The sequence below is a fragment of the Nocardia arizonensis genome, assembly GCF_001310275.1.
Classification (GTDB): domain Bacteria; phylum Actinomycetota; class Actinomycetes; order Mycobacteriales; family Mycobacteriaceae; genus Nocardia; species Nocardia arizonensis.
Window position 1 is genome coordinate 115,737 of the sequence record NZ_LGYZ01000121.1, and the last position, 24,190, is coordinate 139,926.

23 protein-coding genes are annotated in these 24,190 nt (G+C 67.9%); 16 read left to right on the forward strand and 7 right to left on the reverse strand.

The genetic code is table 11. The features are described 5' to 3' along the window. Nucleotides 1-72: 72 nt before the first annotated feature. On the forward strand, nt 73-891 hold the full coding sequence (locus APZ21_RS27550) for an SDR family oxidoreductase (protein WP_371852338.1): 819 nt from the start codon (nt 73-75) through the stop codon (nt 889-891). Here the strand turns inward: APZ21_RS27550 and soxR are convergent. Beyond that, entirely contained in the window at nt 860-1,345 is a 486-nt protein-coding gene (gene soxR / locus APZ21_RS27555) for a redox-sensitive transcriptional activator SoxR (protein WP_054816178.1), read from the reverse strand. The genes APZ21_RS27550 and soxR overlap by 32 nt on opposite strands. Nucleotides 1,346-1,469: 124 nt before the next feature. Between soxR and arcA the strand changes: the two genes are divergently transcribed. Next, on the forward strand, nt 1,470-2,729 hold the full coding sequence (gene arcA / locus APZ21_RS27560) for an arginine deiminase (protein ID WP_054816179.1): 1,260 nt from the start codon (nt 1,470-1,472) through the stop codon (nt 2,727-2,729). A gap of 6 nt (nt 2,730-2,735) precedes the next feature. Next, the gene (locus APZ21_RS27565; protein WP_054816180.1) at nt 2,736-3,098 is read left to right on the forward strand and encodes a GntR family transcriptional regulator; all 363 of its coding nucleotides are present in this window, start codon (nt 2,736-2,738) and stop codon (nt 3,096-3,098) included. A 3-nt stretch (nt 3,099-3,101) separates the two neighbouring features. Here APZ21_RS27565 and APZ21_RS27570 read toward each other — a convergent pair whose 3' ends face one another. Beyond that, nucleotides 3,102-4,724, reverse strand: a complete 1,623-nt coding sequence (locus APZ21_RS27570) for a dolichyl-phosphate-mannose--protein mannosyltransferase (RefSeq protein ID WP_082393499.1) — start codon at nt 4,722-4,724, stop codon at nt 3,102-3,104. Nucleotides 4,725-4,848: 124 nt separating this feature from the next. Between APZ21_RS27570 and rsmI the strand changes: the two genes are divergently transcribed. Further along, on the forward strand, nt 4,849-5,715 hold the full coding sequence (gene rsmI, locus APZ21_RS27575; RefSeq protein WP_275426231.1) for a 16S rRNA (cytidine(1402)-2'-O)-methyltransferase: 867 nt from the start codon (nt 4,849-4,851) through the stop codon (nt 5,713-5,715). Between the two features lie 14 nt (nt 5,716-5,729). Beyond that, a complete protein-coding gene (locus APZ21_RS27580; protein ID WP_054816181.1) occupies nt 5,730-6,482 on the forward strand; it encodes an isocitrate lyase/PEP mutase family protein in 753 nt (250 codons plus the stop codon). 41 nt (nt 6,483-6,523) lie between these two features. On the opposite strand, the gene metG is transcribed toward APZ21_RS27580, so the two are convergent. After that, nucleotides 6,524-8,110, reverse strand: coding sequence for a methionine--tRNA ligase (gene metG / locus APZ21_RS27585; RefSeq protein WP_054816182.1), 1,587 nt, complete (start codon nt 8,108-8,110; stop codon nt 6,524-6,526). 83 nt (nt 8,111-8,193) lie between these two features. On the opposite strand from metG, the gene APZ21_RS27590 reads away from it, so the two are divergent. The 4 genes from APZ21_RS27590 to APZ21_RS27605 all read left to right on the forward strand — a co-directional run bounded on the left by APZ21_RS27590 (nt 8,194) and on the right by APZ21_RS27605 (nt 12,703). Continuing rightward, complete coding sequence (locus tag APZ21_RS27590) at nt 8,194-9,021, forward strand: TatD family hydrolase (RefSeq protein WP_054816290.1); 828 nt, start codon at nt 8,194-8,196, stop codon at nt 9,019-9,021. A gap of 178 nt (nt 9,022-9,199) precedes the next feature. Then, on the forward strand, nt 9,200-10,330 hold the full coding sequence (locus tag APZ21_RS27595) for a resuscitation-promoting factor (protein ID WP_054816291.1): 1,131 nt from the start codon (nt 9,200-9,202) through the stop codon (nt 10,328-10,330). A gap of 30 nt (nt 10,331-10,360) precedes the next feature. Continuing rightward, on the forward strand, nt 10,361-11,242 hold the full coding sequence (gene rsmA / locus APZ21_RS27600) for a 16S rRNA (adenine(1518)-N(6)/adenine(1519)-N(6))-dimethyltransferase RsmA (RefSeq protein ID WP_054816183.1): 882 nt from the start codon (nt 10,361-10,363) through the stop codon (nt 11,240-11,242). 816 nt (nt 11,243-12,058) lie between these two features. Next, on the forward strand, nt 12,059-12,703 hold the full coding sequence (locus tag APZ21_RS27605) for a hypothetical protein (protein ID WP_156371367.1): 645 nt from the start codon (nt 12,059-12,061) through the stop codon (nt 12,701-12,703). A gap of 196 nt (nt 12,704-12,899) precedes the next feature. Here the strand turns inward: APZ21_RS27605 and APZ21_RS27610 are convergent, their stop codons facing one another. After that, nucleotides 12,900-13,106 (reverse strand): heavy-metal-associated domain-containing protein, encoded by a 207-nt coding sequence (locus tag APZ21_RS27610; RefSeq protein WP_054816185.1) that lies wholly within the window; start codon nt 13,104-13,106, stop codon nt 12,900-12,902. 180 nt (nt 13,107-13,286) lie between these two features. Between APZ21_RS27610 and APZ21_RS27615 the strand changes: the two genes are divergently transcribed. Both APZ21_RS27615 and APZ21_RS27620 read left to right on the forward strand, forming a co-directional pair. Beyond that, entirely contained in the window at nt 13,287-14,222 is a 936-nt protein-coding gene (locus tag APZ21_RS27615) for a 4-(cytidine 5'-diphospho)-2-C-methyl-D-erythritol kinase (RefSeq protein WP_054816292.1), read from the forward strand. An 89-nt stretch (nt 14,223-14,311) separates the two neighbouring features. Then, nucleotides 14,312-16,111: an ABC-F family ATP-binding cassette domain-containing protein gene (locus APZ21_RS27620; protein ID WP_054816186.1), complete on the forward strand. Its 1,800-nt coding sequence runs from the start codon at nt 14,312-14,314 to the stop codon at nt 16,109-16,111. A 7-nt stretch (nt 16,112-16,118) separates the two neighbouring features. Here APZ21_RS27620 and APZ21_RS27625 read toward each other — a convergent pair whose 3' ends face one another. Beyond that, nucleotides 16,119-17,039, reverse strand: coding sequence for an Abi-alpha family protein (locus tag APZ21_RS27625; RefSeq protein ID WP_082393500.1), 921 nt, complete (start codon nt 17,037-17,039; stop codon nt 16,119-16,121). Further along, nucleotides 17,030-18,352, reverse strand: a complete 1,323-nt coding sequence (locus APZ21_RS27630; RefSeq protein WP_082393513.1) for a hypothetical protein — start codon at nt 18,350-18,352, stop codon at nt 17,030-17,032. Before APZ21_RS27630 ends, APZ21_RS27625 begins: the two co-directional genes overlap by 10 nt. 363 nt (nt 18,353-18,715) lie before the next feature. Between APZ21_RS27630 and APZ21_RS33385 the strand changes: the two genes are divergently transcribed. Further along, on the forward strand, nt 18,716-19,597 hold the full coding sequence (locus APZ21_RS33385; protein ID WP_082393501.1) for an Abi-alpha family protein: 882 nt from the start codon (nt 18,716-18,718) through the stop codon (nt 19,595-19,597). A 253-nt stretch (nt 19,598-19,850) separates the two neighbouring features. Next, on the forward strand, nt 19,851-20,414 hold the full coding sequence (locus APZ21_RS27640; RefSeq protein ID WP_054816296.1) for a nuclear transport factor 2 family protein: 564 nt from the start codon (nt 19,851-19,853) through the stop codon (nt 20,412-20,414). A gap of 1 nt (nt 20,415) precedes the next feature. Here the strand turns inward: APZ21_RS27640 and APZ21_RS27645 are convergent, their stop codons facing one another. Beyond that, complete coding sequence (locus APZ21_RS27645; protein WP_054816187.1) at nt 20,416-22,056, reverse strand: peptide chain release factor 3; 1,641 nt, start codon at nt 22,054-22,056, stop codon at nt 20,416-20,418. A gap of 315 nt (nt 22,057-22,371) precedes the next feature. Here APZ21_RS27645 and APZ21_RS27650 point away from each other — a divergent pair, with 315 nt between their 5' ends. From APZ21_RS27650 to APZ21_RS27660, 3 genes are read left to right on the forward strand one after another with little or no spacing between them, the layout of a single operon-like run. Further along, complete coding sequence (locus tag APZ21_RS27650) at nt 22,372-22,962, forward strand: 50S ribosomal protein L25/general stress protein Ctc (RefSeq protein WP_054816188.1); 591 nt, start codon at nt 22,372-22,374, stop codon at nt 22,960-22,962. An 11-nt stretch (nt 22,963-22,973) separates the two neighbouring features. Continuing rightward, the gene (gene pth / locus APZ21_RS27655) at nt 22,974-23,555 is read left to right on the forward strand and encodes an aminoacyl-tRNA hydrolase (RefSeq protein ID WP_054816189.1); all 582 of its coding nucleotides are present in this window, start codon (nt 22,974-22,976) and stop codon (nt 23,553-23,555) included. 28 nt (nt 23,556-23,583) lie between these two features. Further along, nucleotides 23,584-24,189 carry a hypothetical protein gene (locus APZ21_RS27660; protein WP_239476838.1) on the forward strand — a complete coding sequence of 202 codons (606 nt, stop codon included), beginning with the start codon at nt 23,584-23,586 and terminating at the stop codon, nt 24,187-24,189. Nucleotide 24,190: the final 1 nt, after the last annotated feature.

The following is a 24,190-nucleotide window of genomic DNA, read 5'->3' on the forward strand; positions in this document are numbered from 1 at the left end:
CGGGATTCGACGGTGGGAGCTGGTTCGGTGGGCGCATTCGGGCGGAAGACGGTACGGGACGCGAAGGTACTGGTGACCGGAGCGGCCAGCGGTATCGGCCGGGCCACCGCGCGCGCCGCCGCCGCGCGCGGTGCGCTGCTGATCCTCACCGACATCGATGCCGACGGTCTCGAGCGCACGGCGGCCGATATCCGTGCCGCGGGGGGAACGGTGCTGGTCACCCGGGCTTTCGACATCACCGACCATCCCGCGGTCACCGCGTTCGCCGCCGATGTGCACGCCGAACACGGAGTCCTCGACATCGTCATGAACGTCGCCGGAACCTCGACCTGGGGGACGGTCGAGAATCTCGAGCACCGGCACTGGCGGCGCATGGTCGACATCAACCTGATGGGTCCCATCCACGTCATCGAGAACTTCGTGCCGCCGATGGTGCGCGCGGGCCGGGGCGGTGCGTTGGTGAACGTGTCCTCGGCGGCCGGACTGCTGGCGCTGCCCTGGCACGCGGCCTACAGCGCGGCGAAGTTCGGGATCAGGGGTGTATCGGAGGTGCTTCGATTCGATCTGCGCCCGCACGGGATCTCGGTGCATCTGGTGGCGCCGGGCGCGGTGAACACGCCGCTGGTGCAGAGTTTCGATCTCGTGGGGGTGGACAAGGACGATCCGCGGGTCCAGCGGATCACCAGCCGTTTCACCCGGCACGCCGTGGCGCCCGAGCGGGTGGCGCAGGCCATTCTGCGCGGTGTCGAACGCAACCGGTTCATCATCTACAGCTCATTCGATATCCGGTTCGGATATTGGTGGGCGCGGAAATTCGCCTATCCCTACGAATTCGTCATCCGCCGGATGAGTGAACGGTTCAGCAGGCTGCTGGTTTCGAAGGACAGTTGAGATGGGTGTCGAGCACGCGCGCGCCGGGACCGTCGATGCCGAGGCGGTCGTGTTCGTTGACGAGTTTGCAGCTGCCGAGTGACAGGCAGCCGCAGCCGATGCAGCCGGTGAGATTGTCGCGCAGGCGAATCAGCTGATTGATGCGGTCGTCGAGATCGCCGCGCCACGTGGTCGACAGCGTTTCCCAGTCGCGGCGGGTCGGGGTGCGGCCCTCGGGGAGTTTGTCGAGCGCGGCGCGAATCTCGCTGAGCGGTATGCCGACCCGCTGGGAGATTCTGATGAAGGCGACCCTGCGCAGTGTCTCGCGCGCGTAGCGGCGCTGATTGCCGCTGGTACGGCGGGATGTGATCAGCCCCTCGCGTTCGTAGAAGTGCAACGCGGAGACGGCCACTCCGCTACGCTCGGATAGTTGGCCGGGGGTCAATTCCTTCGCTCGCCAATCGGCATTCGACATGCACTCTCCTCCATTCACCTCAACAATACTTCAGGTTCTGTGACCGGGGGCGAAATTCGGACACCCTGGCATTCGGGGCAGTGAATTGCGTGCCCGATGGCTATCGGCGAACTACGGTCTTGTCATGGGAGCAGACGCTGTGCAACAGGGGCGCGAGGCCGCGCGCCTCGGGGTGACCTCGGAGGTCGCGACGCTGCGTGCGGTGTTGCTGCACCGTCCCGGCGACGAATTGCGTCGGCTGACCCCGCGCAACAACGACCAGCTGCTGTTCGACGGCATTCCCTGGGTCGAGCGGGCCCAGCAGGAACACGACACCTTCTCGGGCGTGCTGCGCGAACGCGGTGTCGAGGTGCTGCTGCTGTCGGATCTGCTCGCCGAGACGCTCGCGGTGAGCGGGGCCGCGCGGATACAGGGCATCTCGGCCGCGGTGGACGCGCGCCGGCTCGGCCACGCCCTCGCCGACGAACTCGCGGCCTTCCTGCGCGGCGTGCCCGCCCGGGAACTGGCCGATGTGCTCATGGCCGGGATGACCTTCGATGAACTGCCCTTCGAAGCCGATGCCGCCTCGCTGGTGCGCAGAATGCACCACGGCGGCGACTTCGTCATCGATCCACTGCCGAACCTGCTTTTCACCAGGGATTCCTCGTTCTGGGTCGGGCCGAGAGTCGCCATCACCTCCCTCGCGTTGCCCGCCCGGATGCGGGAGACCTCGCTCACCGATCTGATCTACGCCTTCCATCCGCGTTTTCTCGGCGTGCGCCGGGCCTACGAATCGCATACCGCGCCTATCGAAGGCGGTGACGTGCTGCTGCTCGCCCCCGGCGTGGTGGCGGTCGGGGTCGGTGAGCGCACCTCGCCCGCGGGTGCGGAGGCACTGGCGCGCAGCCTGTTCGACGACGAGCTCGCGCACACCGTGCTGGTCTCGCAGATCGCCCAGAGTCGCGCGACCATGCATCTGGACACGGTGTGCACGATGGTCGACACCGACGCCGTGGTCATGTACTCGGCGGTGCGCGACTCGCTGAGCGCGTTCACGATTCGCCGCGAGGACGATTACGGCGGCCGCAGCGGCGCGGGCGGGGTGAGCATGCGCGGACCCGATCCCTTCCTGCCCGCGGCCGCCGAGGCCATGGGCATCGGCAAGTTGCGCGTCATCGACACCGGCCTGGACGGGGTCACCGCCGAACGCGAACAGTGGGACGACGGCAACAACACCCTCGCCCTCGCGCCGGGCGTGGTCGTCGCCTACGAGCGCAACGAGATGACCAATGCCCGGCTGCGGGAGGCGGGCGTCGAGGTGCTGACCATACCCGGCTCCGAACTGGGGTCCGGTCGCGGCGGCCCGCGATGCCTGTCCTGCCCGCTCGCGCGGGATGACATGTGACCCGCCATGTTCCCGGTCACCATCAACCACGAGTCGTCGGTCCCGCCGTACGAACAGCTGCGACAGGGCATCGTCGCCAGGGTGCGCGCGGGCCAGCTGACCGCGGGCACGAAGATCCCGACCGTGCGCGCGCTGGCGGCCGATCTCGGTCTCGCTCCGAACACGGTGGCCCGCGCCTATCGCGAACTCGAGGCCGACGGTGTGCTCGAGACCCGCGGCAGACAGGGCACGTTCATCGCCTCCTCCGGCGATCCGACCATCGACGCCGCCGGACGCGCCGCCACCGACTACGTGACCGCGATACGACGGCTCGGCCTCGACGACGAGACGGCGCTGCGCTACGTCAGATCGGCGCTGGCGGCCGGCTGAGCCTCAGCGCCAGCTCGGCAGCCACAGATGGTTCTGCCAACTGCCGACACTGATCGGCAATGCGGTGAGTATCGGCCACAGATACACGAAGTTGACGATGACCAGTCCCAGATAGAGGCAGACCAGCAGCAGCCCGAGTCCGCGGCGTTCACTCGGCAGCGCGGGCAGGAAGGTGCCCGTGGGACTTCGTCGCTGGGCGAAACCCTCGCCGGGGCCGAGTATGTCGCCGAGCGCGAGCGCGACGCCCATCACCAGGAATGGGGCCAGCGGGACCGCGTAGAAGTAGTACATCTGCCGGTCCAGGGTGAGGAACCAGGGCAACAGCCCGGCGGCGTAGCCGGTCAGGACCGCGGCGTAGCGCCAGTCCCGCCGGGTGACCGCGCGCCACAGCATCCAGCCGAGGACCGGCAGCGCGAGCCACCAGATGGCGGGCGTGCCGACCAGCATCACCGCCTTGACGCACTGCGAGGCGCCGCAGCCGCGCACATTGCCGTCGGCGTAGTAGTAGAGCATCGGCCGCAGACCCATCGGCCAGGTCCACGGTTTGGACTCCCACGGGTGGTGGTTGCCCGCCGAATTGGTCAGCTCGGTGTGGAATTCCATCGATCGGGCGCTGTAATACCACAGCGAGCGCATGGCGTCGGGCACCAAGTAGGACCAGAATCCGCCGGTGCCGATCGGGTCCTTGGGGGCGGAAGGATTGCCCGCCATATAGCGGTACACCCCGGTCTCGCCGGCGAACCAGGCCCAGTAGGTCGCGAGGTAGACCGCGACGGGAACGACCACCAGCGCGTAGAGCGCGGGACCGAGGTCGCGGATCGCGGCGCCGGAGAACGGTTTGCGCACCGCGTACGCCCGCCGCGCCGCGACATCGAAGAAGACGCAGAGCAGTCCGAAGGCCATGACGAAGTAGATGCCCGACCATTTGGTGCCGCAGGCGAGTCCGAGCAGGATGCCCGCGCCGAAACGCCACCAGCGCACCCCGAGCCGCGGCCCGAAGGAGGTCAGGCCGATACGGCCCTCCAGATCGACCCTGGCCATGCGGCGGCGCACATCGTCGCGGTCGACGATCAGACATCCGAAGGCCGCGGTGACGAACAGCGCCATGAAGATGTCGAGCATGCCGATGCGCGAGGACACGAAGGTCACGCCGTCGGCGATGAGCAGAATGCCCGCGAAGGCGCCGACCAGCGTGGAGCGCGCCATCCGGCGCACGATTCTGATCACCAGCAGCACCAGGACCGTGCCCGCGAGCGCCGCGGTGAACCGCCACCCCCAGCCGTTGTAGCCGAATATCGCCTCCCCGATGGCGATCATCTGCTTGCCGACCGGCGGGTGGACCACCAGACCGTAACCGGGATTGTCCTCAACCCCGCCGCCGGTGACCATCTGCCATGCCTGCGGCGCGTAGTGCTTCTCGTCGAACACCGGGGTCCGCGCGTCGGTGGGGTAGTCGAGCAGCATGAATCGGGTCACTGCGGCGATGGCGGTCAGGAATGCGGTGACGAGCCAGCCGCGCAGCGTGTCGGTGGGGCCGAAATCCGGGGACGGGCGCAGCGGAGCGGGACTCGACCACGAAGACACGGTCCCGAACGGTGCGGTCGCGCGGGAGGTCACCTGGGTCACGCCCCGATGGTATGCGGTCCGAGGACCCGATCGCGCGGCGGTGAGCCTGCCGTCGGGTGAACGGCGCGCACTAGGCTGCCTATCGAATCCGGCGAATGCCGGACGACACGGCGGATGGAGTGCGGTGGCGGCGGAATCGACGGCGGACCGGGGTGCGCGCGGCGGACTGGTGCTCGCGGCGACCCCGATGGGCGATATCGGCGACGCATCCCGGCGCCTGTGCCAGGCGCTGGCCACCGCTGATGTCGTGGCCGCCGAGGACACCCGCCGCACGCGCGCGCTGGCCAAGGCGCTCGGGGTCGAGATCACCGGCCGGGTGGTGAGCTTCTACGACCACGTCGAGACCGCGCGGATTCCGGCCCTGCTGGACGATATCGCCGACGGGCGCACCGTCCTGCTTGTCACCGATGCGGGCATGCCGTCGGTCAGCGATCCCGGTTACCGCCTGGTGGCGGCGTGCGCGGCCCGCGACCTGCCGGTCACCTGTCTGCCTGGTCCGTCGGCGGTGACCACCGCGCTGGCGCTGTCCGCGCTGCCGGTGGAACGGTTCTGCTTCGACGGGTTCGCGCCGCGCAAATCGGGTCAGCGCCGCACCTGGCTGGCCTCCCTTGCGACCGAGACGCGCGCCTGTGTCTTCTTCGAGGCACCGCACCGGCTCGCGGAATGCCTGGCCGACGCCGTCGAGGTGCTCGGACCCGATCGCCGGGCGGCCGTATGCCGTGAACTCACCAAAACCTATGAGGAGGTCGTGCGCGGGACCCTCACCGAACTCGCGGCCTGGGCCGTGGACGGTGCGCGCGGGGAGATCACCGTCGTGCTCGCGGGCGCGGAACCGAAGTCCGCGGACCCCGCCGACCTGGTCGGTGCGGTCGAAGGTCGCACCGCCGAGGGTATGCGGCTCAAGGACGCCTGCGCCGAGGTGGCGGCCCGTACGGGGGTGTCGCGGCGGGAGCTGTACGACGCGGTACTCGCCGCCCGCGCGGCGGATTAGGGAATGATCGTGGCATGACCTCTTTGGAGAACAAGGCCAAGGCACTTCTGGAACTGCACCGCCCAGGTGACCCGGTCGTCCTGCCGACGGTCTGGGACGCCTGGTCGGCGAATCTCTCGGTGGCCGCGGGCTTTTCGGGGCTCACGATGGGCAGCCACCCGGTCGCGGACTCGGTGGGCCGCAGCGACGGCGAGGGTATGACCTTCCTGGAACTGCTGACCCGGGTCCGCCAGGTCACCGACGCGGTATCGGTCCCGGTGTCGGTCGATATCGAATCCGGCTACGGACTGGAACCGGCCCAGCTCATCGAAGGGTTGCTCGAGGCGGGCGCGGTCGGACTGAATATCGAGGACACCGTGCACAGCGAGGGCAAGCGGCTGCGCACCCCGCAGGAGCACGCGGATTTCGTGCGCGGGCTGCGCGAGTTCGCCGACGCGGCGAGCGTGCACGTGGTCGTCAACGCGCGCACCGACCTTTTCCTGCGCCAGGACGGCGACGAATCCGATCGTGTCGACCGGGCCATCGCCCGGCTGCGGCTGGCCGCCGAGGCGGGCGCCGATGTGCTGTACCCGGTGGGCAGGCATTCCGACGCGGATATGCGCCGCCTGACCTCCGAATTGCCGCTGCCGGTCAACGCGATCGGACTGCCCGCGGTCTCGGACAAGGCGACGCTGGCCGGTCAGGGCGTGGCGCGGATCAGCTTCGGTCCCTACCTTCAGTTCGCGCTGGCGGAGGAGGCCAACCGGCTGCTCGATCGCTGGAAGTAGCGAGCGTGCCGGGTCCGGCTCGCGGCCGGGACCCGGCGCCCTCACGCCTCTTTGGGCTCCACGTAGCGCGGATAGACCGGTTCGGGCGCGGGCAGCGGCGTGCCCGCGACCAGCGGTGTCGCGATATCGGCGAAGTCGCGGCCGCGCTGGGCGAGCAGATCCAGGATCTTGGCCGCCGAACCGGGCATGACCGGCTGCACCAGGATCGCGACGATGCGCACGACCTCGAGCGTCACGTACAGTACGGTCGCCATGCGCGCCAGATCGGCCTCGGTGCCGGATTTCCGCAGCGCCCACGGTTGTTGCGCCGAGAAGTACTTGTTGGTCTCGCCGAGGGTGAGCCACAGCGCTTCCAGCGCCAGATGTATCTGCTGGACCTCGAATTCGGCCCGGCAGCGTTCCAGCAGACCCGCCGCGCGATCGAGCAGCGCGCGATCCTCGGCGGTGAATTCCCCGGGCGTCGGCACCGCCGCGCCGCAGTTCTTGTGCACCATCGTGAGACTGCGCTGCACCAGATTGCCGAATTCATTGGCCAGATCGGCGTTGATGCGTCCGACGATGGCCTCGTGGCTGTAACTGCCGTCCTGACCGTAGGAGATCTCGCGCAGCAGGAAGAACCGCAGCGCGTCGAGTCCGTAGGTCTCCACGAGTGCGAGCGGGTCGACCACATTGCCGACCGACTTCGACATCTTCTCGCCCTTGTTGTACAGGAAGCCGTGCACGAAAACGCGTTTCGGCAGCGCCAGACCGGCCGACATGAGGAACGCGGGCCAGTAGACGGTGTGGAAGCGGGTGATGTCCTTGCCGATGATGTGCAGGTCCGCGGGCCAGAACTTGCCGAACGCCGCGGATTCCGTCGCGGGGAAGCCGACGCCGGTGAGGTAGTTGGTGAGCGCGTCGACCCAGACGTACATCACGTGGTCGGGATGGCCCGGCACCGGGACGCCCCAGTCGAAGGTGGTGCGCGAGATGGACAGATCCTTCAGCCCCGCCTTGACATAGCTGACGATCTCATTGCGCCGCGTGGCGGGCGCGATGAATTCGGGACGCTCCTCGTAGAGCGCGAGCAGTCGGTCCTGGTACTCCGAGAGCCGGAAGAAGTAGTTGGACTCCTCGGTCCACACCACCGGCGTCTTCGACTCGGTGGAGATCCGGGTGCCGTCCTCGAGGACGGTGGTCTCCTCGTCGGTGTAGAACGCCTCGTCGCGCACCGAATACCAGCCGGAGTAATTGCCGAGGTAGATGTCGCCGTTGGCGAGCATCCGCTCCCAGATGGCCTCGCTCGCGGCCCGGTGGTCCTCGTCGGTGGTGCGGATGAAGCGATCGAACGAGATGTCGAGGCTCTTGTCCATCGCCTCGAACACGTCGGAGTTGCGCGCGGCCAGCTCCTCGACCGGCAGACCCTCGGCGGCCGCGGTCTGCTGCATCTTCTGCCCGTGCTCGTCGGTGCCGGTCATGAAGAACACGTCGTACCCGTCGAGCCGCTTGAACCGGGCGATGGCATCGGAGGAGATGTACTCGTAGGCATGCCCGATGTGCGGCGCGCCGTTGGGGTACGCGATGGCCGTGGTGATGTAGAAGGCTGGTGCCTCGGCACCAGTGGGTGCTGTGCGGTCGGCTGCGCTCATGGTGTGTCTACTGTAATGCGCGTGCATCGAGTCGCTCGAACGAATATGCCCGTGTGGGCTGTGCCGACCCCGGGGACGCGCCGATGAGCGCCAAGCGTGCCGCACCGGATCTGCCCCAACCGCTCGCGCCGCTGGTCGACGCGCACACCCACCTGGACGCCTGCGGCGCGAGCGACGCCGATTCGGTCGCGGCGATCGTGGACCGCGCGGCCTCGGTCGGCGTGGGCACGGTGGTCACCGTCGCCGACGATCTGGACGCGGCCCGGTGGGCGGTGCGCGCGGCGCACTGGGATTCGCGGGTGCACGCGGCCGTCGCGCTGCATCCCACCCGCGCGAACGCGCTGGACGACACCGCGAAGGCGGAGTTGGAGCGGCTGGCGGCCGATCCGCGCGTTGTCGCGGTGGGCGAGACCGGCCTTGACTACTACTGGCCGGGAAAGCTGGAGGGTTGCGCGGATATCGAGACCCAGATCGAGGGTTTCCGCTGGCATATCGATCTGGCCAAACGGGTCGGCAAACCGCTGATGATCCACAATCGCGAGGCCGACCACGATCTGCTCACGGTCCTGCTCGACGAGGGCGCGCCGTCGAAGGTGATCTTCCACTGCTTCTCCTCGGACACGAATATGGCGCTGTCCTGCGTGGCCGAGGGGTATGTGCTGAGCTTCTCCGGCACGGTCAGCTTCAAGAACGCGCACGAGCTGCGCGAGGCCGCCCAGGTGGTGCCCGACGAGCAGATCCTGGTGGAGACCGACGCGCCCTATCTGACCCCGCATCCGTTCCGCGGCGCGCCCAACGAGCCTTATTGCCTGCCGTATACCGTGCGCGCGCTCGCGCACCTGCGAGGCCAGGACCCGGCGGAACTCGCGCGGCTCACCACCGCCAATGCGCGACGGGTGTACGGAATCTGACATTTGCCCCGGGTTCGATCGAGTGGAAACCGAGCTGCACAAAATGTGGGATAGATCACTCAATGGTGGCGTATTTGTGATTTACCTGCGATATCGAGATTCGATCGTGATACACGCTGCCGGGAGTTTCGGCGCACGGGTTGTCGGGTAGCGGCCCCATCGTTATCGTACTGTGATCATGTCCCCCTTCGTGCGTATCAACCAGTCCCGATCGCCGCTGCTCTACGCGGCGGTCGCGGCGCTGCTGATGACGTTGATCGTGGGTGCGGCGATGGCCATCGTGAACCGCAAGACGGTCACGGTCGTGGTCGACGGTGAGAGATCGACCACGACCACCATGTCGCGCAATGTCGCCGGCGTGCTGCGCGCCGCCGGTTTCTACGTCACCGACCGCGATCTGGTGCTGCCCAAACCGGCCACCGCACTCGTCGACGGCGCCACCATCGTGTTCAACCGGGCTCGCGAGATCACGCTGACCGTGGACGGCAAGCCCCAGAAGGTGTGGACCACCGGCATCACCGCGGGCGAGGCGCTCGAACAGCTGAAGGTCCCCGCCGACACCTTCGTCTCACCCGCGCGCGATCAGCGGATTCCCCTGGTGGGAGCGGCCCTGCACGTGTCCACCGCGCGCACCGTGCATCTGCTCGACGGCATCGGCAATGTCGTCGACGTCCGGCTGGCCGCGCCGACGGTCGGCGAGTTCCTGAAGGTCGCGGGCATTCCGCTCATCGAGCAGGACACCGTCGAACCCGGTCCTGACACGCCGCTCACCGACGGTGTCAAAGTGGTGGTCACCCGCAAGCGGGTCGAGAAGCGCGTGGAGACGATGCCGCTCGACCCGCCGGAGAACGTCATCGAGGACGTCACCATGAATATGAGCCGCAGCGTGGTGGAGAGTCCGGGATCGCCCGGCGTCCAGGACGTCACCTTCGCGGTCACCATGCTCAACGGCCGGGAGATCGCCCGCGAGCCGATCGCGAACACGGTCACCACCCCCGCGCAGCCGAAGACGATCCGCAAGGGCGCCAAGCCCGGCACCGAGGTGCCCCCGGTGCGCGACGGCGCGATCTGGGACGCGCTGGCCCGCTGCGAGTCCACCGGCAACTGGGCGATCAACACCGGCAACGGCTACTACGGCGGCATCCAGTTCGACCAAAGCACCTGGGAGCGCCAGGGCGGACTGCGCTACGCCCCGCGCGCCGATCTGGCGACCCGCGAGGAGCAGATCGCCATCGCCGAGGTCACCCGGGCCCGTCAGGGTTGGGGTGCGTGGCCCGCGTGCACCGCGAGGCTCGGTATCGGCGGCTGACCGGCACGTCCTGCTTGGTAGGTTCTTCCGGTGTCCGAACCCGATACCGCCGCCAGGGGTGACGCCGCACTGCTCGGTCCCGCCGAGGTGCGGACATTGGCCGAACGGTTCGGCATCCGGCCGACCAAACAGCTCGGACAGAATTTCGTTCACGATGCCAATACGGTGCGCCGCATCGTCGCCGCGGCGGGTGTCGGCCGCGCCGATACGGTGCTCGAGGTCGGCCCCGGACTCGGATCGCTGACCCTCGCGCTGCTGGACGTGGTCGACTCGGTGGTAGCCGTGGAGATCGACCCGGTGCTGGCGCGCCACCTACCGGTCACCGTCGCCGACCGCGCGCCGGACCTGGCCGACCGGCTGCGTGTGGTCGAGGCGGACGCGCTGCGGGTCAGCGGATCCGAACTGCCCGCGACGCCGACCGCGCTGGTCGCGAATCTGCCCTACAACGTGGCGGTCCCGGTGCTGTTGCACCTGCTCGCCGAAATCCCATCGCTGAGAACCTCATTGGTGATGGTGCAGGCCGAGGTCGCCGATCGCCTTGCCGCCGAACCGGGTAGCCGCGTGTACGGGGTGCCGAGCGTCAAAGCGGGCTTCTTCGGCACGGTGCGCCGGGCGGGCGCGGTAGGCACTCAGGTGTTCTGGCCGGTGCCGCGGGTGGAATCCGGTTTGGTCCGTGTCGAGCGGTACGAGCGCGCGCCTTGGCCGACCGACGACGTGCACCGGCGTCGGGTGTTCGAGGTGGTCGACGCCGCGTTCGCACAGCGCCGCAAGACCTTGCGCGCCGCGCTGGCGGGATGGGCGGGGTCCGCGGCGGAGGCCGAACGCCGACTCCTGGCCGCGGGTATAGATCCGACGGCTCGCGGTGAAACCCTTGATACCGCGGCGTTCGTCCGGCTGGCTGACATCGGCTGAGTTCCGCTCCGCCGGTCGCGGAAACGAAAGTCATTGCCGTCAGCGGATTTGCGGGACCGGTCGCCGGGACGCTAGTATCGGCGACCGCGCCTGCGCATCGGCGGACCGGGCCTCGGCGGCAACCACGGGTGGTGCCGACCGGTAGCTGGAATGCCGATCCCGGCTGGGCGCCTCCACGAATCGGACCGGGCGGTTTCCCTTGTGGCACAGGGAATCCGCCTGTGAATCATGCTGGGGGTAACGGCGGCGCCACCGAAAGCCATTGTGAATAGTCACCTTTTTCTTTCGCCCCGGTGGTGTTCGCTTTCCCGCTGCCGCCCGCTGGGTCCATCGGCGTGCCCGGGGTCGGGTCTGGCGATGAAAGTGCAGGTCAGGCCGATGATCTCGGTGGGTGTTCGCGCCCGATCGGCGATTCGCCGGACGGTGTCCGCCATATCTGTGATGCCGATCACCGCATGTGGATGAATCTGTGAATACTTCCACGGGTTGTGGACTCTCCTCTCGAGGGCGGAGTGGGCGACCGGCTCGGATGCGCCGGCCGTTGATCTTCGCTACAGTCGGCTCACCCGCGAGATCGACGCGGCCAGACCAATCGGGGGATTGATGCGAACCATCGGGAATTCCGAACAGCATGCGGCACCGGCGGGTTCCGACTCGGAGGCACGGTGATGGCGGTCCGGAGCCATTACAACCACTACGACCCGGACACATGGTGGAAGTGCCCGCCGCAATCGCCCCGGCCGCGTTGACGCTTCCCGGATGGCAACCACGGAATCCGACCGGTCCCGGTTGGGGCACCCCCTCATGAGGCCCGGCGTGACGCTGGTGCGGCTACTCGGAACGGCATTGATGTGTTGTCTGGTCGTCGCGGGTTGCCAGACGACGACATCGCCATCGCGGGAAAAGGAACCGCCGTTCGAGCGACCACCCGCAGACTGCGGCGCCGTCGGCGCCGCAAGCAAACAGGCGGTGTCGGACTTCGCCGGAAATCTCTACGATCCGAAGATCGAGTTCCGTAGCGAGCGGCCGGTTGCGCCGGAGTCGGTCGAGTTTCTCACCTGCTACGGCGCTTACGTCGCCGACGAACGGCGACCGGCCGTGGACGGCAGCAGTCCTTCGGCCAGCACGGTGTTCATCACGATCGGGGTGTACAAGGGGGATACCTGGAGTGGCGTGGATCCCATCGAAGACGCGAAGCGTCTCTTCGTGAGCTATCGCGACGAGCATGCCGCACCGGTCGAGATCATCCATAATCTCGGAGACGAGGCATACGGTTCGAAGACGACCTCGGATACGGATGCCAGGGCCGAGGTCGACTTCCGTATCGAGAACGCGATCATGCGCGTGCGGCTGAACCACTCCAATGTCGGGAGTTCGGCACGGCTACAAGAATCGGATGTCGAAGCGAAGGCCTTGGCGCTCGCGCGGGCGCTCGCCGACAACGTCGACAGCTTCATGTAGCGGAGTACGTGCGCCAACGGCTTGCGGGACGGGTTACGAAATGTCGGTCGGTCGGTGACTGCCACGAATTCCGAGACCGTACATCTGCCGTCCGGCACGCTCGGCGTCCCGATCGGTCGGGGCGACCGACCATCGGGACGCCGATTCGGGCGCGACGCCGAGTGTGCCCGCAGCCGAGGCGCGGGACGGGCCGGCCTCACACGGCGACTTCGTAGCCCGCCTCGTCCACCGCGGCCGCGATATCGGCATCGACGAGCGGCGCCGTGCTGTCCACGCGGACCGCGCCGGTGGCCAGATCCACGTCGACCTCGGTCACCCCGTCGATGCGGCCGATCTCCTTCTTCACCGAACTGGCGCAGTGGCCGCAGGTCATTCCTTTGACGGTGTAGGTGGTGGTCACCATCGTCGACTCCTTCGTTCGTGGATCTCATGCGCCCGGAGTTCGCCGGACACTTCAAACATACCCCTATGGGGTATGTGTGGCAAGCGGTCGGGTGCGGCGTCGTAACGAATCGCGCCGAACAGGTGAATGGCGCATATCGGAGGGCGCGACTGTCGTATCCACCGGTTAGGCTTGAGCATCGTGTTGTCAGTAGTGCCAAGTCCCGTCACCGTGCGCGCGCCGTCGAAGGTGAATCTGCACCTCGGAGTCGGCGATCTGCGCGCGGACGGCTACCACGATCTGACAACGGTATTCCAGGCGCTTTCGCTGTGCGACGACGTGCAGATTGCCCCGGCGAGCGCGCTGAGCGTCAAGGTCAGCGGCGAGGGCGCGGCCGAGGTCCCCACCGATCGCGCCAATCTGGTGTGGAAAGCGGCCGTGCGCCTGGCGCATCTGGCGGGCCGCGCGCCGCTGGTCGAGATCGCCATCGCCAAGGGCATCCCGGTGGCGGGCGGTATGGCGGGCGGCAGCGCCGACGCGGCCGCCGCGCTGGTCGGACTCAACGAGCTGTGGGATATCGGTCTCAACCGTGACGAGTTGGCCACGATCGCAGCGGAATTGGGCAGCGATGTGCCCTTCGCCCTGCACGGCGGCACGGCGCTCGGCACCGGACGCGGCGAGCGGCTGCTGCCGGTGCTGTCGCGCAATACCTTTCACTGGGTCCTCGCCCTGGCCAAAGGGGGACTGTCCACCCCGGCGGTCTTCGCCGAACTGGATCGGCTGCGCGAACACGGCGATCGGCCCCGGCTGGGCCAACCCCAGCGCCTCATGCAGGCGCTGGCCTCGGGCGACCCCAAACAGCTTGCCCCACTGCTCGGTAACGACATGCAGGCCGCGGCCCTGTCGCTGAAGCCGGAATTGCGCCGCACGCTGCGCGCGGGCGTCGGGGCGGGCGCGCTCGCCGGACTCGTCTCCGGGTCGGGACCAACCTGCGCCTTCCTCTGCGAGAGCGAGGAATCGGCCATCGCGGTCGCGGCCGAGCTGGCGGGCGCGGGCGTGGCGCGCAGCGTACGCACCGCGAGCGGTCCGGTGCCCGGCGCGCGCATCATCGGCGGCGAGGCCCAGGCCAAGCGCTGAATCGCGGGTCCGGCGGGCGCGTTAGGCTTGCTCGGGCAAGCACCGCGCTGTCCGCGCAATCTGTGCCTGCGCGACCCTCGGAAGGATCCATGTCCAACCTGATCAACCTCGAACAGGTCTCCAAGAGCTTCGGCGTCAGACCGCTGCTCGACACCGTTTCACTCGGCGTGCACGCGGGTGAGCGGATCGGTGTAGTCGGCCTCAACGGCGGCGGCAAGACCACGTTGCTCGAGGTGCTGACCGGACTCGAGGAACCCGATTCGGGTCGGGTGAGCCGGGTCGGCGGATTGCGGATGGCCGTGGTGACCCAGCGCGGCGTCCTGCCCGCGGGCGCGACCGTCGGCGCGGTGGTGCTGGCCGGATTGGCCGAGGAGCGGCCGGACCTGGCCGAACACGAGTGGGCATCCGATCCGCGCATTCGGTCGGTGCTCGAGGGCATCGGCATCGAGGGCCTGGGCATGGATACCTCGGTGGACAATCTCTCCGGCGGTGAACGGCGTCGCGTCGCCCTGGCCGCGGCGCTGGTGCGCGAACTCGATCTGCTGGTGCTCGACGAGCCGACCAACCACCTCGACGTCGAGGGCGTGCAGTGGCTGGCCCGGCATCTGCTCGGCAGGCGCAGCGCGCTGGTGGTCGTCACCCACGATCGCTGGTTCCTCGACACCGTCGCCACCGACACCTGGGAGGTCGTTGGCGGCAAGGTCGAGAGTTACGAGGGCGGATACGGCGACTGGATCTTCGCCCGTGCCGAACGCGCCCGTCAGGCCGACGCCACCGAGGCGCGCCGCCAGAATCTGGCCCGCAAGGAACTGGCCTGGCTGCGGCGCGGCGCGCGGGCGCGCACGTCCAAGCCGCGCTACCGCGTCGAGGCCGCCGAGGCGCTGATCGCCGATGTGCCGCCGCCGCGCGACAGCGTGTCACTGGCGGCTTTCGCCCGCAAGCGGCTCGGTCGCGTGGTGGTCGAACTCGAGGACGTCACCCTCACCACACCCGACGGCCGGGAGTTGGTCCGCGACCTGACCTGGCGACTCGCGCCCGGCGAGCGGGTCGGCCTCGTCGGTGTGAACGGTTCGGGCAAGACGACGCTGTTGCGCGCGCTGGCGGGCGACGCGCCGCTCGCGGCGGGCAAGCGAATCCAGGGACAGACGGTGCGGATCGGCTGGCTGCGTCAGGAACTCGACGATCTGCCCACCGATATGCGCGTGCTCGAGGCCGTTCAGCAGGTAGCGCAGCGAATAATGTTGGGCGACAAGGAGATATCGGCTGGTCAGTTGGCCGAGCGGCTCGGGTTCACCCCGGCGCGCCAGCGCACCCCGGTCGGCGACTTGTCCGGCGGCGAGCGCCGCCGCCTGCAACTGACCCGCATCCTCATGGCGGAACCGAATGTGCTGCTGCTCGACGAGCCGACCAACGACCTCGATATCGACACCCTCCAGCAGTTGGAGGATCTGCTCGACAATTGGGCGGGCACGCTGGTCGTCATCAGTCACGACCGCTATCTCATCGAGCGCATCGCCGATTCCACCTGGGCGCTGTTCGGCGACGGCAAACTCACGAACCTGCCCGGCGGCATCGACGAGTACCTGACCAAACGCGCCGCCCAGACCGCCGCGCCCGCCACGAAACCCGTCGCGGCCAGGGCCGACGCCACCGAGTCCGCGGCGCCCGCCACCGACGCCGCCGCCTACCGCGCCGCGCGCAAGGAACTCGCCAAACTCGAGCGCGCCATCGACAAGCTCACCGAGCGCGAACAGAAATTGCACGCCGCGCTGGCCGATGCCGCCACCGATCCCGGCAAGCTCCTCACGCTCGGCGCGGAGCTCAAGCAGGTGCTCAGCGAGAAGGAGACGGCCGAGGAACGCTGGATGGAACTCGCCGAAGGGGCCTGAGCGGTGCTCAGTGCGTGCCGGAGGCGCGGCCGTCCTGGACGACCACCGGCAGGCAGGTGCGCACGAAATCGGCGCCGAAATCGGTGAGCGCGATGCTGCGGTAGTACACCTTGGTGCCGAAGCCGGAGCGTTTGAGCACCTCGCGCACCGGTGACTGGGCTTCGAGGATCTGATAGCGATTCGGATTCCCCACCGGTTCCCGGGTGAATTCGATCAGACCAAGCCTGCGCAGGTTCGGCAGGTACTGCGGAACCCGGTTGGGAAAGCGCAGTCCGGCGTGTTCGCCGATGAGGTTGAGTCCTGAGACGACCCGTTCGGCCCCGAGTCCGCGCGGGCGCCCGGTTCGGATGTCGATGGTGGGCTGGGCGCCGTCGAGGTGCAAGAAGCGCAGGATACGAGCTTCGTCGGGGGTCAGGTCGGCTAGCATGCGCGCGAAGGCGGGGTGGATGTCGTGTGCCTCGCCGTGCGGACTGGCCGACAGCCGCAGCAGCGCCGCGCCCTGTTCCCGTAGTGTCGGCACGCCGGCGGCGTCGGCAGACGTGCCCGCGGCGGGCAGACCGAGCGCGCGGCGCAACGCCTCCCGGAATTCGGCCTCGGCATCGGCGAGGACCGAACGGGTCGGCGCGCCCGCGATACTGCCGCGCAGCACGGCCGCGCTGACGCCGAAGGCGGTGTCGACGCTCCACACGGTCACCGCGCCCGCGGCCGTCACCGCGACCTTGGCGACCCCGGTGACGGCGCGCACGGTGTCCAATGCGGTGGGCAGGCGCCGTCTGTCCACGGCCGCGGCGGAGCGGCGCGCGATGTCGTCGGCCGAGGGCCGCGGCTCGCCGGATTCATCCGCGTCGGCGTCGGTCGCCCGGGGCGAGGTCGTCACCTCGAAAGACCCGTCGGCCCCGCTGTCGCCGTCCGCATCCGTCACAGCCATGTCGTCGCCACTCCCGTTCCGAAGATCAGTATGTGAGCGTATCCGGCGAAGAGACCCAATACGCCGCCATGCAGAAAAAGAAGCCATTCATCCTGTTTGATGGCCGAACGCAGCATGTCGACGAAGTCGTTCGGCGAGAGCACCGCCATCTGTCTGGCGATGTAGTCGTTGATCTGCTTGCCCTGGCGGATGTTGAACTCGGGATCGGCGAAGGCGATCGGCGCGATCGACATGGCCTCGGTGGTCAGGGTCGATTGCAGCGTGTCGTATTCGCGGCTGCCCAGCACGAACTTGACCGCCGAACGCGCCGGGCCGAGCGCCCGATCGGCGGCGGGGCGAAGGGTGTCCTCCAGCATCTGCATGGTGCGGTCGGAGCGGGGGCCGTTCAGCAGTTCGTCGCCGATATTGGCGACCGTGATGACCTGACTCGACACCAGTTCGGCGTAGCCGGCAGTGATCTCGTCCTGGCGTTTGATGAGCAGACCCTGCCGCCACGGGCACCACCACTTGGGGTAGGCGGGCGCGAAGATCATGTTCAGGCCGACCCAGTTGACCACCCAGCCGATGATCACGCCGCCGACCGGTAGCACCACCAGCGTGGACCAGTCGGTCAGGTGCAGGATGGCGACCAGCACGGCGCCCATGGGCGCGCCGAAGTAGAAGCCGAAGTTCTGCATGAACCGCAGTTCCTTCGCACCGAGCACCTGGAACAGCGTATTGAGCAGGTGCGGTCGGGCCTGGAAGTAGCGGATAACCATTTGCTTGACGTCGATGAGTTGATCGATATTCGCGCCGAGTTCATCCGTGAGTTCCCGCAGAATCTCGGGAAGTTGCTGGCGAACACGCGCGTGGACCATCTCGCGCACCTGGGTCGGCAGGTTGTACCAGAGTTGTGGATGCTCGCGTCGCAGAATTTCCTCGACAATGTCCTTGATCTGTGCGTCGGCGATACTCGCCAGATGTTCGGCGAGTTTGTCCGGCTCGAGTTCGCGATAGAAGTCCGCGACGCTGCCGAGCTTGGCGAGCCCTTTGTCGACGGCAATGCTCGCCATTTTGTCGGCGCGGGATGGAACGATGCCCTGCCAGCCGATACGCCCGTCATAGCTGAGCAGCGGAAGCACCTGAATTCGTTTCGGCAGGAACGGGAACAGGGCACGCAGACCCGGTAACCGGATTCCGTGGAAGGCGATCGGCCTGAACAACATGAGGATGCCGGTCCAGTTGGTGACGTAACCGATCACCCCTGTGAAAAGCGGAATCGTCACAAGCTCGAGAAGGATCGTCGGATGGATTCCGAATACGCTCTCCAACACGACATCCTCCTGCCGATACACCGGTGACCGCCGCCTCACCGGCACCCCAAACTAGCACCCCGCCGGGGCGCGGACCCCATTGTGAGCCCGCGGGTCGCGCGGGCCCGGGCGCCATGCGCCACACCGCCGCGGCCCGAGATATCGGTCACAATGAGCGTCGGCAATGTCGCGGTGACCGGGGGATCGCGGCGAGAATGGCCATCGTCACACCGACCCCCCGTCGGCTATCCGGGAGGCCGACCGCGCGGACGCGCGGCGGACAGCCCGAGCGAGGCGTGATTCGGCGAACCTGGAAGGCTGGCGGGCAATAATCTGTGGGCAGACTCGTTCATCGACACAATATGGCAATACATCGGAGTAGACGTGACAGACGACAGGGCCGGACAGGACATCACCCGAGCCGGTACCCGCTCCGTGGAACGCAGCTCGGAGGTGGAGCAGCGCCAGATCAGCAATGAGGCCCGGCTGATCCGCGGTGTGTTCCGTGCGGCCGGGCTCGCGGCGGGCACGGCGGTGCGTGGCAGTCAGTGGGCGGTCAACACCTCCTACGAGGTGACCAGGGAGATCACCAAGGCCGCGCTCGACGGCGAGTCCTCGGCCGATATCGCCGAGCGCACCGGTAACGCCCTGCGTTCCATCGCCCGCAGCGCGCTCGGCGTCACCGAGGGCTCGGTCCGCGAAATCGTCAGCTACGTACCGACTCCCGCGAACGGCGCGAGCGGGCAGCAACCGGTGGCGATCGGCACGCATCTGTATTCGGCCACCACCCAGGAACTGCGCCGCCGCGGCGACGCGCTGCTGGCCCGCTCCGCCGACGTCTACTTCACCGAGGACGTGCACCCGGCCTACGACCGGATCCTGGACGAACTCGCCCCCGACGAGGCTCGCATCCTGCGCTTCATGGCGCTCAACGGTCCGCAGCCCGCGGTGGACGTGCGCACCAACCGCCCGCTCGGCATCGGATCCGAACTCGTCCAGGGTGATCTGACCTCGGTGCCGGAACAGGCAGGCGTGCGCTATCCCGACCGGGCGCGTCCCTACCTGATCAACCTCAACCGCCTCGGCCTCACCCTGACCTCCGACGATCCGGTCGTCCTGAGCCGCTATATGGTGCTCGAGGTGCAGCCGGTGGTCGAGGCCGCGCTGAAGAAGGCCGGTCGAGCGCCGAAAATCGTCCGCAAGAGTCTGCGCCTGACCGAATTCGGCGAGGATTTCTGCCGCACCTGTTTCACCATCGGAAGTTGATCGCGGAATCGCCGCACGGACGGAAAATCCGGGACTGGTTATAGCGATCTGATACAAATCTCCGGCATTTCTGAAGTGTGGCGGCTTCGAGTGGGATTGTTGAGCTATGGAGCAGGGAAGCGGCGGGCATGGGCTCAGCGACCCGACTGCGAACACCGCCGAACAGCAGCGCGAAGATGATCGGGATGACCGGCTCGAGGTCGGCCCGACCGTGCCGGACGGCGGCTCGAAGACCGCCGAGACCGATCCGCGGGTGCATTCCAGCCCGCCGCGCCGCGACGACCGGAGCCTTGACGACATCTCGGCCATCAGCAGGCTCAAATTCCGCTATCTGCGGGCCCTCGACACCAAATCGTGGGACGAGTTCGCCGACACCATGGTCCCGGACGCCACCGCCACCTACAGCGAATATCTCCAATTCGAATCGCGGGACGCGTTCCTGGCCTTCATGCGCAATACCCTCGGGCCGCACGTCATCACCGAACACCGCTGCGACCACCCCGAGATCGACGTCCACGGAGACACCGCCACCGGCACCTGGTACCTCGCCGACACCGTGCTCATCCCGGCGCACAATATGCTGCTGCGCGGCGCGGCCTTCTACCACGATCGATACGTGCGCTGCGACGACGGCAACTGGCGCATCTCACACACCGGCTACGAACGCACCTACGAAGTGGTGCTCTCCCTCAGCGACCTGCCGAGCCTGCGGCTGACCTCGAGCCGGTGGGGTCTGATCGCGCGCGAGGACGGCATCGCCCCCGTGGAGATGGACCCCGGCACCTCACCACTGCGCCGCGAATCCGACGCGAAGTGAGTCAGTCCGCCGTCGCCACCAGCGGTTCCAGGGTAAGACCCGGATGTTCCTTCTCGATGTACTGCAAACGCCATTTGTCGCTGAACAGCGCGAGCAGCACCCCGTCGCTGCGGGTGAACACCTCGACCCCGCGCTGACGATCGAGTTCGGGCGCGGATGCGGCATCGGTGCGCCGCGCCAGTGAATAGGCGAGGAAATCCATCGTGGTCTCCACGTTGAACTCCGCCATCATGCGCGCGGTGACCACCTCGAACTGCATGGGCCCGACCGCGGCGAGTACCGGGGAGGCGTCACCGCGGGCGTCATTGCGCAGTACCTGTACCACGCCCTCGGAATCGAGCTGATCGATGGCCTTGCGGAACTGCTTGTACTTGCCCGCGCTCTGGGCGCGCAGCGCGGCGAAATGCTCCGGCGCGAAGGACGGGATCGGCGGGAACTCGACCTTCTTGTCCACGAACAGGGTGTGGCCGGGCGCCAGCGCGGTCGCGTTCACCAGGCCGACGACATCGCCCGGATAGGCGGTGTCGACCGTGGAACGTTCCCGGCCGAATACGGTCAGCGCGTATTTCGTCGCGAACGGTCTGCCGGTCTGGGCGTGGGTCACCACCATGCCGCGCTCGAATTCGCCGGAGACGATCCGCATGAACGCCAGCCGGTCGCGGTGCGCGGCGTCCATACCCGCCTGCACCTTGAACACCACCGCGCTGAACGGCGCGGTCGTCTCGCGCGGCCTGCCGTCGACGTCGGTGCGCGCCGCGGGCGCCGGTGCCAGACCAACGAGGGTCTCCAGCAGTTGCCGCACGCCGAAGTTCAGCATGGCCGAGGCGTAGATGACCGGCGAGGTCTGGCCCGCCAGGAACAGTTCCTGATCGTGGTCCTGGCCGATGGCGGAGAGCAATTCGCTCTCCTCGGCCGCGGTGGCCCACGCGTCGCCCTCGCGGGCCTGTGCCTGATCCGGGGTCAGCGATTCCTCCGGCGCGATGGTCGCGCCGCCCGCCGTGCGGGTGAAGTGGATGTATTCGGTGGCCTCGCCGCCCTCGCCGCGGCGAAGCAGGCCGCGGAAATCACCCGCGATGCCGACCGGCAGGAACAGCGGGGTCGGGGTCAGGCCGATGCGCTCGCTGATCTCGTCGAGCAGTTCCAGCGGGGCACGGCCCGGCCGGTCCCATTTGTTGATGACGGTGATGACCGGTATGCCGCGGTGCCTGCACACCTGGAACAGCTTCAGTGTCTGCGGTTCCAGGCCCTTGGCCGCGTCGATCAGCATGACCGCGGCGTCGACCGCCGTCAGCACCCGGTAGGTGTCCTCGGAGAAATCCGAGTGGCCCGGTGTGTCGACAAGGTTGATCACGGTGTCGACATCGGAGCCGGCTGCCCGGTAGTTGAACTGCAAGGCGGTGGAGCTGACCGAGATGCCCCTGGCCTTCTCCATCTCCATCCAGTCCGAGACCGTCGACTTGCGTCCGGCTTTGCCGTGGATCGCGCCCGCCTCGGAGATCATCCGCGCGTGCAGGGCCAATGCCTCGGTGAGCGTGGACTTGCCCGCGTCGGGATGGGAGATCACCGCGAAGGTGCGTCTGCGGGCGATCTCGGCGGACAGCCCGCGCGGCGTGGGAGCGACGACATCCTCAGGGGCGGTCACGGGAAACAACCTTTCACAGACGACCGGATCGACAACCGGTCCAGCCTACGTGACGAGGTAACGGCCGGATTCGGCGCGGCGCTGACCACCCGATTCAAAGCGGGCCGCGCGATTGGGGTATGGTGTCGGGGTTGTCTCGGCGAGGGTGACCGCAGACGTAATTGCGTTCACCGTGATCGACGCGGCTCGGCTTTCCGGCCGTCCCCGTTCGGTCTTCGCCTGACGAGTAGACCACCGCGCCAGGGTTTCGGCAACAGCTGCCGATAGCCACTGGTGAGCGACCAGCCCGGATGAGCCGTAGGAGTAGAGCCAGTCATGTCCGACGTCAACGTACTCGAAGCCGCCGTACGCACCGAGTTCGGTAAAGGCGCCGCCCGCCGCACCCGTCGTGCAGGCAATGTTCCCGCCGTGCTGTACGGCCACCAGTCCGACCCTCAGCATCTGTCGCTGAACGCCCAGGCGTTCGCCGCCATCCTGCGCGAGCACGGCACCAATGCGGTGCTGAGCCTCGTCATCGACGGGAAGAAGCAGCTCGCGCTCACCAAATCCGTTGTGGTGCACCCGATCCGCCGCTACATCGAGCACGCCGACCTGCTCGTGGTCAAGCGCGGTGAGCGGGTCACCGCCGACGTGCCCGTCACCGTGACCGGTGACGCCGCCCCGGGCACTTTGGTCACTCAGGAAGCCACCACCATCTCCATCGAGGCCGACGCGCTGAACCTGCCCGAGGCCATCGAGGTCTCGATCGAGGGCGCGGAGGCGGGCACCCAGTTCGCCGCGGGCGACATCACGCTGCCCAAGGGCGTGTCGCTGGCCGCCGACGCGGCGACCCTGGTCGTCAACATCATCGTCGCTCCCGCCGCCGAGGCCGAGGGTGCGGCCGAGGCCGCCGAGGCCGCCGAATAACCTTCGTCTTCATGACGGACTCCGTGACCGGCCCCGCGCTCGTGGTCGGACTGGGCAATCCCGGTTCCGAATACGAACGCACCCGGCACAATATCGGCTTCATGGTCGCCGACGCGCTCGCCGAGCGCGTCGGCGGCCGTTTCACCGTGCACAAGAAATCCGGCGCCGACCTGCTCCAGGCGCGCCTCGACGGCCGCCAGGTGCTCATCGCCAAGCCCCGGTCGTTCATGAACGTCTCCGGCCGCCCGGTCGCGGCACTTGCGAAATTCTTCTCCGTCCCCGCCACCGAGGTCATCGTCGTCCACGACGAACTCGATCTCCCCTTCGGCGAGATCAAACTCAAGCGCGGCGGCGGTGAAGGCGGCCACAATGGCCTGCGCTCGATCTCCAGCGCGCTCGCCACCAAGGACTACCTCCGCGTCCGCCTGGGCATAGGCCGTCCACCCGGTCGCCAGGACCCCGCCGACTACGTCCTCAAACCCTTCGCGGCCCCGGAACGCAAAGAGGTACCGGTGATCGTCGAGCAGGCCGCCGACGCCGTCGAACTCCTGCTGAAGGTCGGTCTCGAACCCGCCCAGAACCGCATACACTGATCATCCCTGTGCGGAATGGGAGGTCGGGGTGGACGGGCGGGAGATGTCGGCCGAGGAGGCCGAGCGGCTGTGGGAGGCGTGGACTCCGGGTGAGCTCACGCGGAGTATGGCGGGGGTCGCCGCGCCTTGGTATGTGGCTGCCGGCTGGGCGCTGGATCTGTTCACCGGTGGGGACGCGCGGGCGCATTCGGACCTCGAGATAGGGGTTCCACGGGAGAGATTCGACGAGGTCGCCGCCGCGTTTCCGGGGTACGAGTGGGACGTGGTGGGCGACGGGCGGGTCTGGTCGTGGCCGGATGGGGCGCAACATCATCAGACCTGGCTGCGTGACCCGTGTAGCGGGCGGTATCGCCTCGACGTCTTCCGGGAGCCGCATGTCGGTGACCGATGGGTGTGCCGCAGGGAGCCGTCGATCACGCTCGCCTACGACGAATTGATCCTGCGCACCGATGACGGCATACCTTACGCTTGCCCCGAGGTCTGCCTGCTGTTCAAGGCCAAGGCGCGGCGGGACAAGGACGAAGGCGACTTTCGGCGCGTGTTGCCCGCCATGGATTCGGTGCGTCTGGAGCGGTTGGCGCAGTGGCTGGCGATCGTGCACCCGCGACATCCGTGGCTCGACGAGCTCTCCTGAC